Genomic DNA, 17,686 nt, shown 5'->3' with positions numbered 1-17,686 from the left:
ACTAGCTGTGTTATTTTTCGCTGAAAGGTTTATAATATTCTCTTTAGTTCAAAACACAAAAAATGCCGGTTTAGTTCAGTTGGTAGAGCATCGCATTCGTAACGCGGAGGCCGTAGGTTCGATCCCTATAGCCGGCATCACATTAATTTAGAAGGTACATCAAGGTTTAACCCCTGAGATGTACTTTTTTTCTGGCTAATATTTCCCAAAACCAAACCGTCACACATCCGTCGGTAAACTTGCTGGAAAAGAAGGTGTCGCATTATAATGGAACACGCGTATCACAAATAACGATTAAATCACTCATGATTTAAGTGTGAACCATGTCTTGTACATACCGTTGAGCTGTTGTGAGCGGAAAGCACAGTCTGATTGTGCAAAGGTTTGAGGGATTTCTATTGACCTTTGCACTAACAGGCGAATAGGCTATTTAAAAAGCACGAAAATCCATGCCAAGTATATTTTGGTGCTTATACTTACGAATGAAACAAGCGAAATTAGAGGAGAATGACAAAATATCACATAAAATTATTATTGATTGCGACCCAGGGACAGATGATGCAATGGCATTGATGTATGCCGTTGCTTCTGAAGAAATTGAAATTCTGGCCGTTCATACAGTAGCGGGGAACGTAAATGTCGACCATACAACCAACAACACCCAGGGGATAATGGCCTTTTTAAATCGCCATGATATTCCTATTTGTCGGGGAAGTAATACGCCATTAGTGGTAGAGCCAAGTTTTGCGGATGATATTCATGGAGCCAATGGGATGAGCGGATACGAATTTGACAGCTTTGCGCCTTTATCCGAAAAAACCGCGTTTGAATCATATGTTGATATCTTACGAAATACAACAGAGAAAGTAATCATCGCAGCGGTTGGACCGCTAACGAATGTCGCTATTTTATTGAAAGCTTATCCAGAACTGGCAGATAAAATTGAAAGATAATTATTATGGGTGGCGGACTCAAAGGCGGAAATATTACAACGACAGGTGAATTTAATTTCTACGTGGATCCACATGCTGCGCACGTCGTTATCAACTCTGGTCTTCCTATTGTCCTAGCAGGTTTAGATGTAACTGAATTAGCAAGACTTTACAAGGAAGATTTAGAGGAGATTGCGTCATATGATAAGAGACTAGGTCAGTTTATGTTAGCGATCAATGAAAACTCCCTGTCTATTTATAATAGTTTGGGTTTTGGCATGAGTTGTACCCCGAATGATGTGGTTCCTCTCGTACACCTGCTTCATCCTGAGATTTTTGAAACAGAGGATTTGAAAATTGATGTCAGTTATGACAGTTGCGAAACGAGAGGGATGACGTATGTGGATGCACGGATTCGCGCTCCTCAAAAAGCGAATGTACAAATGATTATGGGAGTTTATTTAGCACGTTTTAGAGCTGAGTTCAAGGAGACTGTTATCAAATATGTCCAAAATACTTCTGGTAGTGTCAGGTAAACCATCTTCCTTTCTGCAAGATTCTGTCTGAAGATCTATTTTCCTCGATGTTCGTAAAGAGACAGGCTGGTTGTGCAAAAGTTAAGTGATTGTGGCTGACCTTTGCGTTGAAAACCCATTTAGTAAGCAAGGGTTTAGCTGCAGGAGGAAGACCTTTTCGTAATCAAAAAAATATTTAGCGTTATTAGATGACATTTTTACTTGGGAATAATTGATACTCCTATAGAATTGAACACATATAGGTATAATTGCAATCAAAAAGAACGCTGGAGACTGGATGTAGAAAATGGGTTGGTGGCATACGCGCTAAAGAGACCATTTTACTATTTGCACGTTTTTTCGGTAAAGCTCAGTTAATATTAGGTTAGATTTTCAGAAATATATCAGATTCAAAAAAGCCTACTTGTATTTAACAGTAGATTTACTTACGGCTATGCTTGACGGATAAAACTATATTCAGTGTGGGTTAAACTTAATATATAAAAACCTCATTTTTTTGAAATGCACAAAATGAATTTAACAATAAGTTTATCTAATCCAAACAGTAAAGTTCATAATAGGTTTAATTTCCACTTAATTCCGTTAAAGTATACCATATAAAGATTAGGATAGAGATTTGGAAAAGCTCAGATCCATAAACTCTAAGCTTTTTCAAGCGAGATATTGTGGGATATATTTGTGAATTCCAATATAATTTAGTCTGTTATGTTAGATTTTCTCCACAATATCGAGATACTTACAGATGTTTAATTTCATTCTGATAAAACAATGATATCGAATCACTGCCAATTTGTTTTGAATGATAAAGAGCTTCGTCAGCCTTACTGATTAGTTGCTCTTTTTCTACTAGATTTGCAGAAGTAGAATGGGCAATTCCGATACTAATTGTTACTGTATCTGTAACCGTTGAAGTTTTATGTTGGATTTTTAATTTATGAATGACATCATTCATATCTTTAGCTATATCAACGGCTTCTTCAACGGATTTCCCATCTAATAAAGCAAAGAATTCTTCTCCGCCATACCTTGCAAAGAATCCTCCAACCATATCCAATCTATTTTTCAATGATTGAGCGACTAATTTTAGTACCTCATCACCTTTTTGATGACCATATGTATCATTAAAAAGCTTAAAACAATCTATATCGATCAAAAATACCGTAATTGGTTTCAATAAATCCTTGTTCATCTCCCAAACCTCTTCATAATTTTGGTTGAGTGACCGTCTATTCGGAACATTTGTTAGAGTATCAATGTTTGAAAGAATTTCGAGCTTCTGATTCAGTTGTTTTAGTTCATTTTGTGATCGCTCCAGTTGAGAAGTTCTTATTTGCACTTTTTCCTCAAGGGTGTTATTTAGTTCTCCTAAACGAATAGACAGGGTTTCAACTTTTTGAAAGGTAGATGCATATTTAATAGCAAGAACGATGGACTGAGCAAAGATAAAGATATATAATCCAACACTTGTAAAATCACCTGTATGAATCCATTCATTGTAATAAAGGACATCATTTAAGGCTGTACCAGTAAAAATGACGGTTGAGATCAATAAAACCTTTACACCTGGAACATTTCGCTTCCACGCTTTGGTCAATTCAAAAAGTACATACAACATCATCGCTGTCATGATCAGTTGATAAAAGTTAATCGTATATGAAAAAACTTTAGTAGGTGTAAATAAGACAAATAAAGAATAAAGTAAACTTATAAAAAAGAACATTTGTAAAATGGATTTTTTTATATAGTTAAGAAACATTGCATTAAGAAACAATAAAAATACTGGAAACGCGATTGAAATCGTCCAATATTCGATTTTTCTGTGCCATTCCCAAGAGAAATTAGGGAGTAGATCGGTTAAAACTACCTCGCCGACTATCAGCGAGCGAAGAGCAATTAGTAAACAAAGAATCCCAAAATAGAGAGCAGCTCGATCTGTTCTACGTAGAATATAAATAACAAAATGGTAAAATCCGAAAATAGTTAAACCACCAATAATAAACATTTCTTTAAGCATTCGTTTCTCAGCCATACTTATTAATTCTTCTGCATTTCCGAATAAAAACTCTCCCCAAATTCCACCGTTTCGTGCAGAGTAATTGGAAACCTGTAAAACTAGATCAAATTCTGGCTTATCTAAATCAAGAGTGATGACTTGTGGATTATAGGTTGGACGTTCATCTTTTGAGCTCATACCAATTTCACCAATTTGACTCACTAATTTCCCATTGATCCATAGTTTCGATGCATTCGAAATAAGCGGTACATAAAGGCCCTTATGAGTTGATAAGCTCTCTTCATTTACTTTTATTTTAAGTGTATATGTGGCATGTCCCTTACCTGGTAATGTCTCATTGTTCATTTCAGAACCCATCCACATATGAGGAAATGAAACAAAAGTTGAGGGATTATCCGGTACTTTTTCTGGTTTGAGGAATTTGTTCCAATATAAACCCCACTCCCCACTCATCTCTATATAATTGTGCTCTTCAAAATTTATATCACGTAAATCAAGTACCCCATTTTTTGCTGTTATCTCATTACCATGAGCTGCAAAATTAACAGTTGGAGCAACTGTCAAACAAGTAAACACCATCAGAAACAATAATAAAAGGAATTTTTTAATTCTTTCCATACTTATCTCTCCCCTCGTCTTTTTCATTCGCCAACATCAACCCTAACAATGATTCATAAATTGGTTCGGAATGGAATAGTTCAGCGACAAGGTAAGCAACAAAGGTGACCATTGCAAGGGGTAATAGATAACGAATCGATCCCCCTGTCATTTCAAGGATGAGAAAAATACCGGTCAGTGGGGCACGAACGATTGCAGCAAAATGAGCAGCCATTGCGATGACCGTAAAAACTAATAAGGTGTTCTGATCGATTAATCCACCCATTGATAAACTTGTTCCCACGATGTTGCCGGCAAGTGAGCCTAGTGCTAACAAGGGGAAGAATATACCGCCCGGCAAACCAGATGAAAAAGCCACTACTAATAAGAATAGTTTAATCAAGTAAACAGATAGTAGAGAAGCGAGAGCTATATTTTCATGGAATGGCATTAATATATAATGATCTCCTGAGCCTAATAGACTAGGATCCCATAATAAAAAGAGTGCTGTGACAACAAAAGGGAAGCTGCATTTTATAACAACAGGGACGTGCCATCGTGCATACACTCTCTTTCCCCACAGGATAACCCGATTAAATAGAACGCCTGATAAACCAATGACCATTCCTAATATAATTAAAAAAGGATAGTCTCTTACTGGTAACTCTAATGAAATAGGAATAGTAAGGGTAAAGGTGTTATCTAATAAGATAATTGATACGAGGGTGGACGTAATGATAATTAAGGAACTGGCTAAAAACCCTCTCCGCGAGGTTCGTTTCAAAAGTTCTTCTAATGCAAATATAATCCCTGAAATGGGTGAGTTAAATGCGGCAGCCATCCCCGCACTAGCGGCGCCTACAATCAAATAACGTTGGTTCTGACTATTTAAATGACTTTTTTCGGCAATACCTTGTCCAATTGCTGCGCCAATCTGAACCGATGGACCTTCTCGGCCAACAGTCAGACCGCTCCCAATCGTTAGAATGCCACCCATTAACTTATGAATCAAGACAGAGAACCAGGAGAAGTCTAACTGCCTACTTAATTTACCAGCTACTTGGGGAATACCTGAACCGCCAATCATCGGTTCTTTTTTGACGTTCCACGATACAACGACACCAATCGTTGCGAAAATAAAAATAAACAATAGTGAGTGAAGGAGACTTTGTTGTCCAAACTGCAATAACTTTCCTACCATCCCCATCAAAAAGGGAATAGCCAACCGAAAGCCACTCACCACAACACCAACTAAAAGTCCTGTCACCAGACTAACAAAGCCTAGTTTAAAATCTAAACGCTTCTCTTCCATGACATCATCCTCCATTTAACTATTTTACGCCTGTTTTTGGAAAATGAAAAGAAAGGACAAAAATCCGATTCCTTCAATCACGAATACATACCGAAAAATCGTGCTTAAAAAAGAACGAAAGTCAGTCGTATCCTCACGGTTTAGTTCTTCTTGCACAGCTAGACGTTCACTTAAGCTCATTCTTTTGCCAAAAGCAGTTACGACACTCGCAACAATCGTCATTACACCTAATCCGCCAATCTCCATTAAAATCAAACAAATAATCTGTCCGAAAAAAGAGTAGGTTTGAGCAATTGGTGTATCTACCAATCCAGTTACGGTCACAAGCGAAGCAGAGTGGAAGAAATGATCAAAGTAAGTAGCTTGAGAACCAAAAGCCTGGCTAATCGGAAGCCATAAAAGAACAGAGCCAGTAACAATTAACAGGATAAAACTCGCCACAATTTTCTGAGAAATGGTCCAATGCAAGAACCAATTGCGCACAAAATCCCACCTTTTTTCGTAATAAAACTTGAACACACATAGAAATAGATTGCACTCCTACTTTATTTTCAATACGATGATAATGAAAATAAAAAAGGGGCAACGATATGAATATAAAGATTATAACAGTTGGAAAATTAAAGGAAAAGTATTTAAAGCAAGGTATTGCTGAATACACAAAACGTCTGGGCAGCTATTGCAAACTACAAATCATTGAAGTAAACGATGAAAAAGCACCTGAAAACTTAAGCGAAAAAGAAATGGAAATGGTCAAGGATAAAGAAGGCGAACGTATTCTTGCAAAAGTAACTGACCCAAGTTACGTATTTGCCTTAGCCATTAATGGGAAACAATACGATTCCGTTGATTTTTCCAAAAAAATCGAACAACTTGGCATCACAGGTAAAAGTGATATCATCTTTATTATCGGTGGTTCACTCGGATTAAGCAAGGCTGTACTTCAACGAGCGAACGAAGAAATATCATTTGGGAAGCTGACCTTTCCCCATCAGCCAAACCATTTCCAATAACGAAAAACAATCCTTACATCAGAAAACCGTGGATAAGTCGAACAAGGCTTATCCATTTTTTTTCGAAAAAAGAGTTGACATTGACGCAACGTCAGCCTATATAGTAAGCATATGAGGAGGATGACAAATGGAATATACTATCCAGCAAGTTGCAAAAATGGCGAACGTCAGCAGTCGGACCTTGCGATACTATGATGAGATTGGGTTATTAAAGCCTAGAGCCATTCGTTCATCAGGTCATCGTATATATGGACAAACGGAATTGACTATACTCCAAAATATTTTATTTTATCGTTCGTTGCATTTACCGTTAAAAGAGATTAAAGCCATTGTAACGAATCCGAACTTTGACTTTGAAGAAGCATTAGTGTCGCATCATCAACAACTTGTCGCACAACGGCAGCAAATTGAGACGCTCATTACCACTGTTGAAAAAACACTGTTATCAATGAAAGGAGAACTGGTTATGACAGATCAAGAAAAATTTGAAGGCTTTAAAAAGGAGTTGTTAGAAAAAAATGAAACGTTATACGGAGAAGAACTAAGAACGAAATATTCTGAGGAGGAAATCGACGCCTCCTATCAGAAGTGGCATCATTTAACAGCAGAAGAGGTCGACAACATCACTAAAATCGAACAAGAGCTCTTTTCCTTATTGGAAATTCTTTCGCAATCACACGATTATTCATCTAAGGAGGCTCAGGATGTCTTTGAAAAACACAAACAATGGTTAAAACTGGTGGCGCCTTTTTATAATAAAGAATATCATCTTTCTTTAGCGGAATGTTATCTTTCGGATGAACGCTTTTCTGATTATTATAACAATCGAGCCGGCAAAGATGCGGCACGTACATTGACGGCGATTATTCAACACTACGCTTGAGTTCTTTCCAATTAATGGCTTGTGATTATACGGAATAAAAAAACTGTCAGTCTATTGAGAATCACCAATAGACTGACAGTTACAATTGTTATTTTGCTCGTTTCACTTCAATGCGATAACCATCTGGGTCGGTCACAAAGAAATAAGTTGGGGTGCCACCAGAAAGTCCTTTTAGTTCACCAGTTTCGTAAGCAGACGCTTGACAAACTTCGTGCATTTGCTCTAAGTCACTAACCGTTACACCTAAATGACTGAAGCCATTTCCGACGTTATAAGGCTCGGCATCATAGTTATAAGTGAGTTCAATTTGGACAGAAGATCCAGGAGAATTTAGATAAATTAAATCAAATTTCTTTTCAGGAAATTCTCGACGGCTCGCCACTTCAAAATTGAATAGATTCGTATAAAAATCTAAAGTAGCGTCAATATCTCTAACACGCAGACAAATTTCAACAAGTTCTTGGTTCATTCAATCATCCTCCAAACATTTATTACCTTTATTCTAGCATGAATTCCTTGCATACGCAGTTTTTTCGCTTCAGAGTTAATTGCCTCTGTTTTTTTCAAGAGGTGTAAGAAAGACAGCACTTGATTTGAAGCAATCGTACAATAGTCATCTGGTAAAGATTTATGCATAAAAAGAATGCGCTTTCTTATGGAAAAATGAAGAAATAGCGTATAATAAGAATATAAAGAAACAGTGTAGAATCAATACTCGTATGCGCGTTTCGTTAAAACGAAAAGGAGTGGGATGTCATGAAAGAAATCACGTATTCAAAGTTAAGAAGGTTCAATTTGATCATGGGTGGTCTGCATTTACTACAAGGAATCGCGATGCTTTTCTTAGCGACGACTGTTATTCAAAAAATAGGTGAATTTTCACCTCAGATCACGCAAAATTATTTAGCCTTCAATCCAGCAACAAGTTCACTAGAATTAGAGTCAAAAGTGTTATTTGATTTACCTTTTGGAATTTTAGTCGCATCTTTTTTATTCATTTCTGCGGCCGCTCATGCACTGATTTCGATTCCTAAAAAAACCAATGAGAAATACAACGCCGATTTGGCAAAAGGAATTAATCAGTTTCGTTGGTTCGAATATGCGATTAGTTCTTCGATTATGATTGTGTTAATCTCCACTTTGTTTGGGATTTACGATATCGCCTCACTCGTCTTAATTTTTATTGTCAATGCGACGATGAATCTATTCGGCTTAGTGATGGAACAAATGAATTCAGGAAAAAGCAAAAATGATATCATCTGGGGACCATTTATCTGGGGTTCAATCGCAGGGATTGCTCCTTGGATCGCCATCTTACTCTACATGTTTGGTAACGGTAATTTTGATCAAGTCCCATGGTTTGTGTGGGCGATTGTGGGAACCTATTTCGTTGCTTTCAACACGTTTCCAGTAAATATGATTTTGCAGTATAAAAAAGTTGGGAAATGGGAGAACTATATTTACGGCGAAAGAATTTATATTGTGTTAAGTCTCGTTGCAAAATCCATCTTAGCATGGCTGGTGCTTTTTGGAGCGATGCAACCTTAGGGAAAAAGCGAGAGTATGACAGACGTATTTCTTTATAAGATTAGATAGTGTTGATTGAGAATCTCATTTGGGATTTTCTTTCAACATTTTTTTTTTTGCAACAGCAAAGGTAAATTACAAATGATAGTCGAATAAAATAAATAAGAAAAGTAGTTTGCAAAAACAATAAGATTTCAACTCCTTATAAAAAACGTTTTTATTATTGCTTGGAAAATATAAAAAATATGAAGAGTTAAAATTAGATGTATGACTAGAGGTATAAGCTTTTTTAGATATATTCTTTTAAATATAACGTTTATGCGCTTTCATTTTTTGAAATAATAGTTGTATATAAAAAATAAGAATGCTATAATTCAAAATATCAGTAAGAAAAACGTTTTCCTAATACGAGGTATGGAGTGATAGATAATGGAAAAAAAGAACCGTGTAACGATTAAAGACGTTGCAAAAGAAGCGGGGGTGTCAATTTCAACAGTATCAAAAGCGTTGAATAGAGTAGAGGGTGTAACCGATGAAACACGAGAAGCGATTGAAAATATTGCGAGAAAAATGAATTATGTGCCGAATTTAATGGGTAAACAACTGAAGTCAGGGAAAACTAAAATGATTGGCGTTTATACAAATAGAATTAGTGGTCCATATTTTAACTCTCTTATTGATGAAATCGCTTATGAATCAAAGCAACATGGTTATAATCTAAACGTAATTGTTTCGGATGAGAGAGCAGTAATTATGAATAGTATCCTGGGAAATTTTGTCGACGGGGCAATTGTCGTAGAAAATGTACTTGATCAAAAAGATATTGAAACGATTAATTCGAATGGTGTATCAACAGTGTTTATCAATAGAATTGTAGCAGATAAACGAGTTGGAAGTGTCGTATTTGATTCTTTTGACAAAGGATATCTAGCCGGTAATTATTTACTGAATTTAGGTCATAAAAATATCGGTTATATTAATGGAGTTGATGATATTTATGACAATGATCAACGATTCCAAGGATTCAAAGCAGCTTTATCAAAATCAGGCATCACTTATAACGAAGAAAATACAATTCAAGGAAATTTTGTTGAAATAGATGCCTATCATAATACTTTAAAATACATCCAAAATCCTACAACAATTTTTCCGTCAGCCTTTTTAGCGGCAAATGATTTGAGTGCAGTGGGATTCATCAAAGCGATGTCTGAAAATAATTATTCCGTGCCAGAAGATTTTAGTATTATGGGTTTTGATGATGCAGAGGTTTTAAAATACTTCAAACCAGGATTGACAACAATAAGAAATTCGACAAAAGAACAAGGCAAGAAAGCAATTACGCATCTTCTAGAGATGATGGAAAGAAAAACAGAAGGTCGCGTTATTGAGGTAAAAGGGACACTTATTATCAGAGATACAACAAAAGAATATAGCCAGTAGGGAGTGAAAAAGGGCATGTATGTTGGGATAGATGTGGGCGGTACGAGTATTAAGTATGGTTTAGTAGATTCAAACGGAAATATTATCCATAAAGGAGCAATAGCAACAGGTTTTGAGAAAGAAGAACTATTACAGAACTTAACGATAATAGTTGATGAATATGTAAGCGGTTCAAGTGGAGGGATAAAAGGTATAGGAATTAGCATGCCAGGAATCGTAAAAGAAAATGGATTTTTACTGACGGCAGGAGCTATTCAATCCTTTTTTGGTCTCAACTTAAAACAAGAAATAGAAGAGAGAACAGGTATTTTTACGAAAATAGAAAATGATGCGAATGCAGTAGCGATTGCAGAAAAATGGTTAGGAAATGCAAGTGATAAACGTAATTACGTATGTGTCATTTTAGGTACTGGTGTTGGTGGTGGAATCGTGATTAATGACCAAGTATATCGTGGTCATAACGGTATGGCTGGCGAATTCGGTTGGATGATTATTGATGGTATCAAGGATATTACGGATATCGAAACAAAATCAATCACTCAAAGAGCTGCAATAGTCTGCGGATTGATTAATCAGTACAATATACAGGCGAGAAAACGAAAAGAAAAAGAGGTAACGGATGCACGTGAGATTTTTCAAAAGGAAGAAGACGGAGAGCAATTAGCGATAGAAGTGGTTGATCAATTTCTAGATGATTTAGCAGTTGGCATACTGAATTTAATTGGTTGCTTTGATCCCGAAATCATTTTAATTGGTGGTGCGATTAGTTCGAATGAAATTTTTATTAAACGAATTCAAAAAAGACTAATTATGTTAGAAAAAAAGCATCAAAGTATGAGTTTTTTGATTGGAAAAGGACTCCCCTCCGTAGTGGCTACTAAATTAAAAAATGATGCAGGAATATTAGGGGCGGTATATCAAGTGAAAATAGCGCAAGAACAGTTAAACAAGGAGATGAGTAAATAAATGTTAAAAAAATTCCGTGATCAGGCGATTTGGAAGAAATTCTATCAACAAAGGTTCTATCAAATGATGGTAATTCCAGGGGTATTATTTATGATACTGTTCAATTATATTCCCATGTATGGAATTATTATTGCTTTCAAAGATTTCTCAGTTTTTGATGGTATATTCGGATCTCCGTGGGTCGGATTCCAATATTTTCAAGAATTTTTGACCGATGATGTTTTCTGGATGGTAATGAGAAATACGCTCGTTATTAGTTTTTTTAAACTATTATTTGGGTTTCCAGGTGCAATTATTTTAGCAGTCATGATTCATGAAATTGTTAATGTGAGATTAAAAAAACTAGTACAAACAATTTCATACTTGCCTCACTTTCTCTCTTGGGTAATTTTAGGTGGGATGTTTATCAGTTGGTTGTCTGATGTAGGCTTAGTTAATAATATATTAAGTTCAATGGGAATGATAGATAAACCAATTCGCTTTCTAACAGATCCCAATAAATATTGGGCAATTGCTGTGATTTCTGATATCTGGAAAGAAATTGGTTGGAATACCATATTATATATTGCAGCATTAACAGGAATAAACCCAGCATTATATGAAGCCGCTAGAATGGATGGTGCAACTAAATTTCAACAAATTATTAAAATTACGATTCCTTCGATTAGACATATTATTGCTTTAACACTCGTTCTATCCGTAGGTGGTCTTCTAGGCTCTAATTTGGATCAAACCTTAGTATTACAAAATCCAGTGAACTATCAAACTAGTGAGGTTTTAAACTCCTATGTCTTTAAAATGGGTATCCAGCAAGGCGATTTTTCTTATGCAACCGCAGTCGGTCTACTCGTTTCAGTTGTTTCACTAATTTTAGTTGTTGGTAGTCATACAATTACAAAGAGAATATCAGATCAGTCAGTATTCTAGTATGAAAGGAGAAAATATTGATGTTAAGTAAAAACTTTTCAAAAGATGAGCAATTGTTTAATCTGTTCAATGTCATTTTCATGATATTCTTTATCGCGATTATTGCCTTACCTTTATGGAATATTTTGGCTCTCTCATTTAATGACGCGAAAGATGCGATTCGAGGAGGTATTTATTTTTGGCCACGAAAATTTTCTATAGAGAGTTATCTAACCGTTTTTGAAGACAAGTCTATTTATAAAGCATTTGTTATTTCAGTATTAAAAACAGTTATCGGTGTCTTCGTACATACTGCGTTTACGGCTTGTGTGGCGTATGGTATTTCTCGTAAAGATTTAGTGTTTAGAGATTTTTATATAAGAACAGGCATTTTAGCAATGTTTGTCTCAGGAGGATTGATTCCGACTTTCTTATTATTTAAAAATCTAGGATTAATTAATAATTTCTGGGTATACATTATACCCGTTGCATTTTCATTCTACGATATGATCATTCTAATGAATTTCTTTAGAAGCATTCCTTATTCACTAGAAGAATCAGCAATGATGGACGGAGCGAATCCTTTTACTATATTTATCAAAATTGTGTTACCGCTATCACTTCCAGTATTAGCAACGATTGCACTATTTCATGGGGTATATCAATGGAATGACTATATGACAGCTAACATTTTTATTGAAAATAGAAATCTTTATCCGTTACAAATGTTATTGTACCGTATCGTTTCTGAAAATTTATCAGCAGGAGTTGCAACAGGAGCACGAGTTGTTCGGCAAACGACATCTCAATCATTACAGTTAGCTACAATGGTCTGTACCACGGTTCCTGTTATTGTTATCTATCCTTTCCTTCAAAAATACTTTATTCAAGGAATGACTTTAGGATCAATCAAAGAATAAGTTAGAAGAATGGATTACTAAAATTAAGTTTTAAGAAGCGTTTAAGCTTCTAAATATATAATTTAAGGAGAGAAAATGATGAAGAAAAAATATTTTGTAGGTTTGACAGTACTGTTAAGCGCTACACTATTAGCAGCTTGTGGAAACGGTGGTAGTAGTTCGGGCGGGAATGATGTTTCTAAGGGAGAAAAAGCAATGGCAAGTACACCAGAGCCCCGTTTTACACCAGATCCCGATGTGCCGAGTTGGCAATCAGACACAGATACTCCCGCGAAATTGAAATGGTATGTCAATTTTGATTGGTATGCTCGTTCTGATTGGGGATTAGATGTTGTTTCACGTAAAATCAAAGAAGATATGAATATTGACGTTGAATTCGTTAACGGAAATGACGAAAAGATGAATACGATGTTAGCAGGAGAAGATTTACCTGATTTAATGACTTTTGATCGCAATCTTTCTGCAGCAGAAGAAGCTGCCAAATTCACGTTACCTTTGAATTTACTAGCAGAAAAATACGATCCATATTTTTTAGAACATGCTGCAAAGCCTGAAACGTTAAAATGGTATACATTAGAAGATGGGAATGTCTATGGCTATCCAAGCTTTTCAACTACCACAGCTGATTATGAAACAGGTGGTGTACAAGGGGATCAAGTATTTATTGTAAGAAAAGATATTTACGAAGCAATTGGATCACCTGATATGTCGACGCCAGAAGGATTTATTAATGCATTGAAGAAAGCGAAAGAAGTTCAACCAAAAGTAGATGATGGATCAGATTTAGTTCCGTTTGGTTTAACTGCACTAGATATTGCTAACGGAGCGGATGGAGCACTTAGTTGGGTATTACAAGATTTCTTGAATATTCCTTTGATGGTCGATGACAAAGCAAATGATCGCGATAGTAATCCTGATTATATTGCTTGGTTAGAAGTATTCCGTAAAGCTTACAATGATGAGCTGATTAGTAATGACCAATTTTCCGATAATGATAATATTATGAAAGAAAAATTAGCTCAAGGGAAATATTTTGCATATTTACACTCTAATACAAAAGGGATTAACGAAGTAATGTCTGAAAACAATACTCGTAATGATGGGAAAGAAATGTATATCGCCGTTGACGGACCTAAGAATTCTAAAGGAGAAGATCCTACGTTCTCTGGCGGTAATATTGGGGGATGGACCCAAACCTTTATTACAACCAGTACAAAGGAACCGCAAAAAGCGATGGAGCTAATCACCTATTTAACGAGTGAGTATGGAACAATGGTTAGCGCCTTTGGTATCGAGGGTGAAACGTATAATTTAGAAGATGGTTTAGCTGTACTTACTGACGAAACGGAAGAACTTAGAAATACAGATATTGCAACATTTGACAAAGAAGTCGGTCTAGGATCATACTGGCAAGTCGCAAATGACAACTTTGCAATTGAAATGGGTCAAAAACCAGCAATGTCGATTAGACAAATGGTTGATTGGGCTGCTGATAAATTAGCACCACGATTTGAATTAGAAGATATCGATCCTAAAACTGGTAGTTTAGCTCGTAACTTAACAAAAGTTAATACGGAACGTGTTCAAGCAATGGTGAATGTAATTCAAGCGAAGTCTGAGGAAGAAGGAAAAGCAATTTGGGATGAATTCTTACAAGGAAGAAATGATAATGGATGGGAAGAAATTGTGAAATATCGTAATGAGAAAATAGAACAAAATATTGAGAGATTGAAATAACGTAATAAAATACAATGACAAAAATTAAGTGAGGGAGTGGATGTTTTGTTTGGAATTGAAAGTAAATTTTATCGTGCAACCATTATTATTTACAAAGTAGTATTAGCTAATTTACTATTTTTGCTTACAAGTTTATTAATCATTACGATTCCAGCATCCATTTCCGCTCTTTTGTATACATTGAGCGGAAATGATGTATCTGTTGTAAGGAAATACCTAACTCACGTTAAAAAGAGTCTATTGACGACTATTCCTTTAGGGTTATTTAATGTATTTACTTTCTTTACCATTATTTCATTAATTACAGGGCTTCAAAATAGAACATTATTAGCTAGTTTGTTAATAATTATTTCTTCTAGTTTTTTAGTCATGTATAATTTAGGAATTTATTTTTTTCAAAATCAGACAAAAGAGAAAAATTATTTTTTTATATTTAGAAATTCTTTTTTTCTTACAATAATAAGCTTCCCGAAATTATTTATTATGTTATCTGCAACGGGCATTGTTCTATATGTTAGCGAAATGTTTTTTAACAATAGTGTTTTATTTTTTGGTTTAGGGGCGATTTTTTATGTTGTACAAAGAATATTTTCCTCTAGTATAAATAAAATTCAAGAAGCAATTGTGTTATAAGTAATCACGAATTTGGTTAGGAGAGTTATCAATGGATATTCAAGAACTTCTAAATAAAATGACAATCAAGGAAAAAATTGGACAACTCGTTCAAGTAACCCCATCATTTTTTAGCGAAGTCGATGGAACAGGAATTATTACAGGCTTAATGGGCGATTATGAAATTGAAGGTGAGGATATTTATGAAGTAGGTTCCGTTTTAGGTTCTTATGATAGGGAAGAAATAATCAGTATTCAAAAAGCATATTTGGAAAAAAATAGATTAGGAATTCCTTTGATTTTTATGGCAGATGTCATTCATGGTATTCATACAATTTTCCCGATTCCACTGGCTCTAGCATCTTCTTGGAATCGCCAAGTAGCGGAAGAAATGGCAGAATTATCTGCTAAAGAATGTCAAATATCAGGGGTTCATTTAACCTTTTCCCCCATGGTTGATATGATGCGTGATCCAAGATGGGGACGTGTAATGGAAGGAACAGGCGAGGATAGTTATTTGAATTCTGAATTCTCAAAAGCCTTTGTTAGAGGATATCAAGGAGAAAAAGGTGAGCTCTCTGAAAATTTCCAACGTATCGCCGCATGTGTAAAACATTTTGTGGGATATGGGGCTGTAGAAGCTGGACGCGAATATAATCATGTATCGATTGACGATTTAGAATTGTATCAACACTACTTACCATCATTTAAAGCAGCAATAGATCAAGACGTCAAAATGGTCATGACCTCTTTTAATCCAATTAAAGGGATCCCATCTACAGGAAACGAATATGTCTTAAAAAAATTATTGCGAAAACAACTTGAATTTGAAGGAACAGTCATCGCGGACTGGGGAGCCATTGCACAGCTGGTAACGCATGGTGTAGCAGAAAATAAAGCGCAAGCTAGTAGCATGGCACTTAAAGCTGGATGTGATATCGATATGATGACAAATAGTTATTATGATTATCTAGAGTCAGAAATATCCTCAGGGAACGTTTCAATGGAACTGCTAGATTCAGCTGTATTAAGGGTTTTATCCTTAAAGAAAGATTTAGGATTATTCTTAGATCCGTATCGTGGTGCATTAGAGATAAATGATGAGTTCATAATGGGTAAAGAAATTCAAAAGAGAGCATTAGAAATCAGTGAAGAATCAATTGTATTACTAAAAAATACGGACAATATTTTACCCGTTACAAAATCAAAAAAAATTGCTTTGATTGGACCTAAGGCTGTCACTCAAGATGTTTTAGGTGCTTGGTCAGGTTATGGCGATCCATTGCAAGCGGTAAGTTTAGCAACAGGACTGTCAAAAGAATATGAACAAATCGAAGTAATTCCAATATCTTCAGTAAATCATATAAGTGAGGAAGAAAAAAAACAAGCAGTGCAAGCGGCAAAAAATAATGAGGTAGTTATTTTAGCGCTCGGCGAAAGTTCAGAAGAAAGTGGAGAAGCTGCTAGTAAAGGGTCGATTGAGCTTCATAGGAGTCAGATTGAGTTACTTCAAACAATAGAAAAAGAGAATAATCAAATAGTCACCGTTTTGTTTAACGGACGTCCCCTCGATTTAAGAAAAGTTGAAAAATATTCAAAAGGTATGATTGAGGCTTGGTTTTTAGGAACTCAAGCTGGACATGCCATAACCAATATATTAACTGGCCATAAAAATCCTTCAGGAAAATTACCTATGACTTTCCCCTATTCAACCGGCCAAATCCCCATTACTTATAATCATATGAATACAGGTAATCCTCTAATACCAGAACGTCAAAATGAAAAGTATATTTCGAAGTATTTGGACATCCCCAATGATCCTCTTTATCCGTTCGGATATGGACTTTCTTATACACAATTTTCATTACAGAGCCAATTAGAGATTCCAGAGAGAAATGATGATATTGTAGCAACTGTGAAAGTAAACGTTACAAATACAGGTGAAGTTTCGGGTGCTGAAGTTGTTCAACTTTATATTCGTGATCTTATTGGACAAGTCGTTCGACCTGTTAAAGAGTTAAAAGGATTTGAAAAAGTATATTTGAAGCCAGGAGAACAGAAAACGATTTATTTTGACATATCACCTGAAGATTTATCCTATTATAATATGGAACTTGAATGGGTGTTGGATGACGGATGGTTTGACGTTTTTGTAGGAAATAGTTCACAGGCGCCAAAAATAGGTGGATTTAAATATGAAGCATGAAGGGAAAATAAAGAAAGAAATAATCTATCTCATGACTTTATTAGTGTAACCTTCCCATTTTCTGGTTGATATTAAAGAGATAGAG

Annotated in this window: 13 protein-coding genes, 1 tRNA gene and 2 pseudogenes; 12 read left to right on the top strand and 4 right to left on the bottom strand. The window is 35.5% G+C overall.

Translation table 11 applies throughout. The features are described 5' to 3' along the window. The first annotated feature begins 64 nt into the window (after positions 1-64). Both IGI68_RS02740 and IGI68_RS02735 read left to right on the top strand, forming a co-directional pair. A tRNA-Thr gene (locus tag IGI68_RS02740) sits at positions 65-137 on the top strand. Between the two features lie 312 nt (positions 138-449). Then, positions 450-1,468: pseudogene (locus tag IGI68_RS02735) on the top strand (nucleoside hydrolase). 736 nt (positions 1,469-2,204) lie between these two features. On the opposite strand, the gene IGI68_RS02730 reads toward IGI68_RS02735, so the two are convergent. The 3 genes from IGI68_RS02730 to IGI68_RS02720 are packed head-to-tail and all read right to left on the bottom strand — an operon-like array spanning position 2,205 to position 5,874. After that, the gene (locus tag IGI68_RS02730; RefSeq protein ID WP_438730282.1) at positions 2,205-4,100 is read right to left on the bottom strand and encodes a sensor domain-containing diguanylate cyclase; all 1,896 of its coding nucleotides are present in this window, start codon (positions 4,098-4,100) and stop codon (positions 2,205-2,207) included. Then, positions 4,087-5,391 carry a ClC family H(+)/Cl(-) exchange transporter gene (locus tag IGI68_RS02725; RefSeq protein WP_438730279.1) on the bottom strand — a complete coding sequence of 435 codons (1,305 nt, stop codon included), beginning with the start codon at positions 5,389-5,391 and terminating at the stop codon, positions 4,087-4,089. The genes IGI68_RS02730 and IGI68_RS02725 overlap by 14 nt, the downstream gene beginning before the upstream one ends. A gap of 24 nt (positions 5,392-5,415) precedes the next feature. Continuing rightward, a complete protein-coding gene (locus IGI68_RS02720) occupies positions 5,416-5,874 on the bottom strand; it encodes a potassium transporter TrkG (RefSeq protein ID WP_273229644.1) in 459 nt (152 codons plus the stop codon). A 107-nt stretch (positions 5,875-5,981) separates the two neighbouring features. Here IGI68_RS02720 and rlmH point away from each other — a divergent pair. Beyond that, positions 5,982-6,386, top strand: a pseudogene (rlmH, locus tag IGI68_RS02715) (23S rRNA (pseudouridine(1915)-N(3))-methyltransferase RlmH); the annotation flags it as partial. Positions 6,387-6,531: 145 nt separating this feature from the next. Further along, positions 6,532-7,287, top strand: coding sequence for a MerR family transcriptional regulator (locus IGI68_RS02710; protein WP_273229640.1), 756 nt, complete (start codon positions 6,532-6,534; stop codon positions 7,285-7,287). Between the two features lie 88 nt (positions 7,288-7,375). Here the strand turns inward: IGI68_RS02710 and gloA are convergent, their stop codons facing one another. Further along, positions 7,376-7,756 carry a lactoylglutathione lyase gene (gene gloA / locus IGI68_RS02705; protein ID WP_071874329.1) on the bottom strand — a complete coding sequence of 127 codons (381 nt, stop codon included), beginning with the start codon at positions 7,754-7,756 and terminating at the stop codon, positions 7,376-7,378. Positions 7,757-8,043: 287 nt separating this feature from the next. Here gloA and heR point away from each other — a divergent pair, with 287 nt between their 5' ends. The 8 genes from heR (at position 8,044) to IGI68_RS02665 (ending at position 17,601) form a co-directional block, all read left to right on the top strand. Beyond that, on the top strand, positions 8,044-8,835 hold the full coding sequence (gene heR, locus IGI68_RS02700; RefSeq protein ID WP_438730274.1) for a heliorhodopsin HeR: 792 nt from the start codon (positions 8,044-8,046) through the stop codon (positions 8,833-8,835). A gap of 408 nt (positions 8,836-9,243) precedes the next feature. Continuing rightward, the gene (locus tag IGI68_RS02695) at positions 9,244-10,254 is read left to right on the top strand and encodes a LacI family DNA-binding transcriptional regulator (protein ID WP_071874331.1); all 1,011 of its coding nucleotides are present in this window, start codon (positions 9,244-9,246) and stop codon (positions 10,252-10,254) included. 15 nt (positions 10,255-10,269) lie between these two features. Then, positions 10,270-11,220, top strand: coding sequence for an ROK family protein (locus IGI68_RS02690; protein ID WP_438730269.1), 951 nt, complete (start codon positions 10,270-10,272; stop codon positions 11,218-11,220). Then, a complete protein-coding gene (locus IGI68_RS02685; RefSeq protein ID WP_438730266.1) occupies positions 11,221-12,147 on the top strand; it encodes an ABC transporter permease in 927 nt (308 codons plus the stop codon). A 20-nt stretch (positions 12,148-12,167) separates the two neighbouring features. Next, entirely contained in the window at positions 12,168-13,046 is an 879-nt protein-coding gene (locus tag IGI68_RS02680) for a carbohydrate ABC transporter permease (protein WP_273231400.1), read from the top strand. Positions 13,047-13,124: 78 nt separating this feature from the next. After that, positions 13,125-14,783: an ABC transporter gene (locus tag IGI68_RS02675; protein ID WP_438730262.1), complete on the top strand. Its 1,659-nt coding sequence runs from the start codon at positions 13,125-13,127 to the stop codon at positions 14,781-14,783. A 45-nt stretch (positions 14,784-14,828) separates the two neighbouring features. Continuing rightward, positions 14,829-15,416 (top strand): hypothetical protein, encoded by a 588-nt coding sequence (locus tag IGI68_RS02670; protein ID WP_438730259.1) that lies wholly within the window; start codon positions 14,829-14,831, stop codon positions 15,414-15,416. A gap of 31 nt (positions 15,417-15,447) precedes the next feature. Then, positions 15,448-17,601 carry a glycoside hydrolase family 3 N-terminal domain-containing protein gene (locus IGI68_RS02665; RefSeq protein ID WP_438730256.1) on the top strand — a complete coding sequence of 718 codons (2,154 nt, stop codon included), beginning with the start codon at positions 15,448-15,450 and terminating at the stop codon, positions 17,599-17,601. Positions 17,602-17,686 lie beyond the last annotated feature (85 nt).

The sequence above is a fragment of the Enterococcus sp. DIV1314a genome (assembly GCF_051713805.1).
Taxonomy (GTDB): domain Bacteria; phylum Bacillota; class Bacilli; order Lactobacillales; family Enterococcaceae; genus Enterococcus_I; species Enterococcus_I aquimarinus.
This window is presented reverse-complemented; position numbering and strand designations above follow the sequence as displayed.

Coding starts and splice junctions, on each gene's coding strand:
- IGI68_RS02730 (WP_438730282.1), bottom strand. CDS start 4,100: ATGGAAAGAATTAAAAAATTCCTTTTATTATTGTTTCTGATGGTGTTT.
- IGI68_RS02725 (WP_438730279.1), bottom strand. CDS start 5,391: ATGGAAGAGAAGCGTTTAGATTTTAAACTAGGCTTTGTTAGTCTGGTG.
- IGI68_RS02710 (WP_273229640.1), top strand. CDS start 6,532: ATGGAATATACTATCCAGCAAGTTGCAAAAATGGCGAACGTCAGCAGT.
- gloA (WP_071874329.1), bottom strand. CDS start 7,756: ATGAACCAAGAACTTGTTGAAATTTGTCTGCGTGTTAGAGATATTGAC.
- heR (WP_438730274.1), top strand. CDS start 8,044: ATGAAAGAAATCACGTATTCAAAGTTAAGAAGGTTCAATTTGATCATG.
- IGI68_RS02695 (WP_071874331.1), top strand. CDS start 9,244: ATGGAAAAAAAGAACCGTGTAACGATTAAAGACGTTGCAAAAGAAGCG.
- IGI68_RS02690 (WP_438730269.1), top strand. CDS start 10,270: ATGTATGTTGGGATAGATGTGGGCGGTACGAGTATTAAGTATGGTTTA.
- IGI68_RS02685 (WP_438730266.1), top strand. CDS start 11,221: ATGTTAAAAAAATTCCGTGATCAGGCGATTTGGAAGAAATTCTATCAA.
- IGI68_RS02680 (WP_273231400.1), top strand. CDS start 12,168: ATGTTAAGTAAAAACTTTTCAAAAGATGAGCAATTGTTTAATCTGTTC.
- IGI68_RS02675 (WP_438730262.1), top strand. CDS start 13,125: ATGAAGAAAAAATATTTTGTAGGTTTGACAGTACTGTTAAGCGCTACA.
- IGI68_RS02665 (WP_438730256.1), top strand. CDS start 15,448: ATGGATATTCAAGAACTTCTAAATAAAATGACAATCAAGGAAAAAATT.